This window comes from Catenibacterium sp. UBA627 (assembly GCF_002299355.1).
Classification (GTDB): domain Bacteria; phylum Bacillota_I; class Bacilli_A; order Erysipelotrichales; family Coprobacillaceae; genus Catenibacterium; species Catenibacterium mitsuoka.
On the sequence record NZ_DBPF01000040.1, the window covers coordinates 1,995 to 5,494 of the forward strand.

General features: G+C 34.8%; 5 protein-coding genes. 4 read left to right on the top strand and 1 reads right to left on the bottom strand.

Annotated features, from left to right (window positions below; all coding sequences use genetic code 11):
• From B2S90_RS02840 to fba, 4 genes are all read left to right on the top strand, one after another.
• The coding region (locus B2S90_RS02840) for a TrmH family RNA methyltransferase (protein WP_349677198.1) at nucleotides 1–737 on the top strand (737 nt) is incomplete at its 5' end.
• Entirely contained in the window at nucleotides 734–1,909 is a 1,176-nt protein-coding gene (locus B2S90_RS02845) for a MalY/PatB family protein (RefSeq protein WP_278779551.1), read from the top strand. The genes B2S90_RS02840 and B2S90_RS02845, both read left to right, overlap by 4 nt.
• Nucleotides 1,893–2,174, top strand: a complete 282-nt coding sequence (locus B2S90_RS02850; RefSeq protein WP_055234271.1) for a hypothetical protein — start codon at nucleotides 1,893–1,895, stop codon at nucleotides 2,172–2,174. Before B2S90_RS02845 ends, B2S90_RS02850 begins: the two co-directional genes overlap by 17 nt.
• 85 nt (nucleotides 2,175–2,259) lie before the next feature.
• Complete coding sequence (fba, locus tag B2S90_RS02855) at nucleotides 2,260–3,132, top strand: class II fructose-1,6-bisphosphate aldolase (RefSeq protein ID WP_006507099.1); 873 nt, start codon at nucleotides 2,260–2,262, stop codon at nucleotides 3,130–3,132.
• A gap of 86 nt (nucleotides 3,133–3,218) precedes the next feature.
• On the opposite strand, the gene B2S90_RS02860 is transcribed toward fba, so the two are convergent.
• Nucleotides 3,219–3,500 (bottom strand): hypothetical protein (locus B2S90_RS02860; RefSeq protein ID WP_286696516.1); only part of this gene is annotated, 282 nt, incomplete at its 5' end.

Here is a 3,500-nt window from a genome sequence, read left to right on the forward strand (position 1 = left end):
AAAATATGAAGTTATATAAAAAAGGTGATGACTCCTCTTATACATTGGGTGTCTTTCCTACAATAGAATTATTAGAGCATAAACCAGATATTGTGAAAAGAGTGGTTGTACACTCTTCAATAGAAGAAAACAGAGGATATCCTAAAATCAAGGAATTATGTGCATTACATCATATTCCTATTGATGTGCATGATGCGACAATCAATAAGCTTTCACCAAAGTCTAATTGTTATGCAATCGGGGTATTTAAAACATTCTATGAACCTTTGCAGAAGGGAAATCATATTGTATTAGTGAATCCTATGGATATGGGTAATATGGGTACAATTATGCGTACAATGTTAGGGTTTGGTTATCAGGACTTAGCTATTATTCGTCCAGCAGTTGATATCTTTAATCCTCATGTTGTCCGTTCTTCTATGGGTGCATTATTTTCTTTACGTATTCATTATTATGAAAGCATTGATGAGTATCTTAAAGAGTTTGGTGATCATCAATGTTATCCATTTATGTTGAAGGGTGCTAAGAATATTCATCAGGTGAAACCTGTGACACCTCATTCACTGATCTTTGGAAATGAATCATCAGGACTCGATGATATTTATATGACATATGGACAAAGTGTCTTTATTCCTCATACGAATGCGATTGATTCACTTAACTTAGCACAGTCTGTCGGTATTGGCTTATTCCACTTCTCACAGGATGCGTTTAATAAACAGGAGGTGCTACGATGAAATATGATTTTGATACAGTCTATGATAGACATCATACAAACTGCGCAAAATATGATTCTGGTCATACAGATGATCCTGATATGATTCCTATGTGGGTTGCAGATATGGATTTTAAGACATTACCAGATATTCCAGAAGCACTCTCTAAACGTGTGTTAGATGGTATTTATGGTTATAGTACAATCCCAGAAGAATACTTAGAAAGTGTTGTAGGATGGATGGAACGTAGACATGATTTCCATGTTGAAAAAGACTGGATTGTCCCTACACCGGGTGTTGTCACTGCCTTTCATCTTGCAGTAGAAGCTTATACTAAAAAAGAGGAGAGTGTCTTGGTTCTTACACCAGTTTATTATCCATTCTATCGTGCTATTAAAAACAATGGTAGACGTATGGTAAGAATGCCTCTTGATCTAAAAGATAACCAATATAGACTTGATTACAAAGCATTTGAAACTAAGATTATAGAAGAAAACGTCAAGATGATGATCTTCTGTAATCCACATAATCCAGTAGGTAAAGTGTGGACTAAAGAAGAACTAAAAACAATTGGAGATATCTGTAAAAAACATAACGTTTTTGTAGTATCGGATGAAATCCATATGGACTTTGTCTATGCGCCTCATAAGCATATCGCATTCTATGAAGTAGACCCTGAATATAAGAATTTTTCAATTATATTAACTGCAGCATCTAAGACATTCAACTTAGCTGCACTTCAGACTTCTGCAGCTATTATTGCGGATGAAAAGCTAAGAAACCAATTTAAGAAAGTGAAGATGAGTCATTCTATTTCTGATCCTACAATACTAGGATTTATTGCGACAACAGTCGCTTATACTAAGGGTGATGAATGGGTGGATCAACTTCTAGATTATATTAAAGGGAATATGGATTATCTTGATCACTTCCTTAAAACTGAATGTCCTGGTGTGTCTTTAATTGATCCACAAGGCTTATATCTTGCCTGGGTGGATATGAGAACACTTGGTATGAGTAATGAAGAACAAGAAGACTTCATGTTAAATAAAGCACATCTTTGGTTAGATGAAGGTTATGTGTTTGGTGAAGAAGGATCAGGTTTTGAAAGATTTAACTTAGCATGTCCTAGAAGTACTGTAGAAAAAGCTTGTTTACAGTTAAAGAAGGCATTGGATGAAAGATCTGCATAGTTTAAGACTTCAGGGATATATAGACGATCTTCCATTAGATTGTGCTTGTGAATATACGAATTTACAATTAAAGAAGTTTCTTCATACAGATATTGCCTATCAACAAACACTAGCAATACGCTTATTAAATAAGCGTATTGGCTATCAAAAAGACTATCAAAAGCAGTTGAAAGAGATGCTTGATGACAATCCTGCTTATTATACAAAGAAGGAAATAGAAGGCTTTTTAAGCCTCCTAAATGAAAAAGAAAATAAAGTAAAATAAAAACGTTTACATCTTTTAATTTTTCTAGTAATAGATAAGAAAAAAGAGTATTATGGAAGTATAAAAGAAAAGGAGAGATAATATTATGGGATTAGTTTCCGCAACAGAAATGTTAAAAAAGGCTAAAGCAGGCCATTATGGTGTTGGACAGTTCAACATCAATAACCTTGAATGGACAAAGTCTATTCTTTTAGAAGCACAGGAATTAAATGCACCAGTAATCTTAGGTGTATCTGAAGGTGCCGCAAAATATATGACAGGTTTCACAACTGTAGCTGCTATGGTTAAAGCAATGGTAGAATCTTTAAATATCACTGTACCAGTAGCATTACACTTAGACCACGGTTCATATGAAGGTGCTAAGGCAGCATTAGCAGCTGGATTCACTTCAATCATGTTCGATGGTTCTCATTATTCAATCGAAGAAAACATCGAAAAGACTAAGGAATTAGTTGAATTATGCCATGCTAAAGGTGTATCTATCGAAGCTGAAGTAGGTTCAATCGGTGGAGAAGAAGATGGTGTTATTGGTATGGGTGAAGTAGCAGATCCTAAAGAATGTAAGATGATTGCTGACTTAGGAGTTGACTTCTTAGCTGCTGGTATCGGTAATATCCATGGTGTATACCCTGCAAACTGGGCTGGTTTACAGTTCGAAGCATTAGATGCTATCCAGAAAGAAACTGGTATCTTACCATTAGTTCTTCATGGTGGTTCAGGAATTCCTGATGAACAGGTTAAGAAAGCAATTGGCTTAGGTGTATCTAAGATCAACGTTAACACTGAATGTCAGTTATACTTCCAGAAAGCTACTAGAAAGTACATTGAAGAAGGTAAAGATCAGCAGGGTAAAGGTTATGACCCTCGTAAATTACTTGCTCCAGGTGCTCAGGCTATCAGAGACTGCGTAAAAGACAGAATGGAAGTATTTGGTTGCATCGGTAAAGCTGCTGAATAATTTATTTAAGAGAGAAGCTGAGGCTTCTCTTTTTTTTACGTTCAAATAAAAAGATTCCTACCACAAATGTGGTAGGAATACCTATGTTAGTTCCAGTAATCTAATTGATCATAATCAGTATAATGTGTTGAGGATGCAAGTTTCTTATAGTTATCTTTATTCATTCTCGCATATTCTTTTATTTGAGATTGATCACTCTTATTTGATTTAGTCACAAGTACATCTGATTCACTAGATAATCTATAGAAACGATATGCATCATTCTTTATCACAACAGTATAAGAAGGTGAACCATAACGTGTTTTACTTTCATCATACTTCTGTATACCATCGGGTAAATGATCTATAAAATCAACATCTTTTAATTT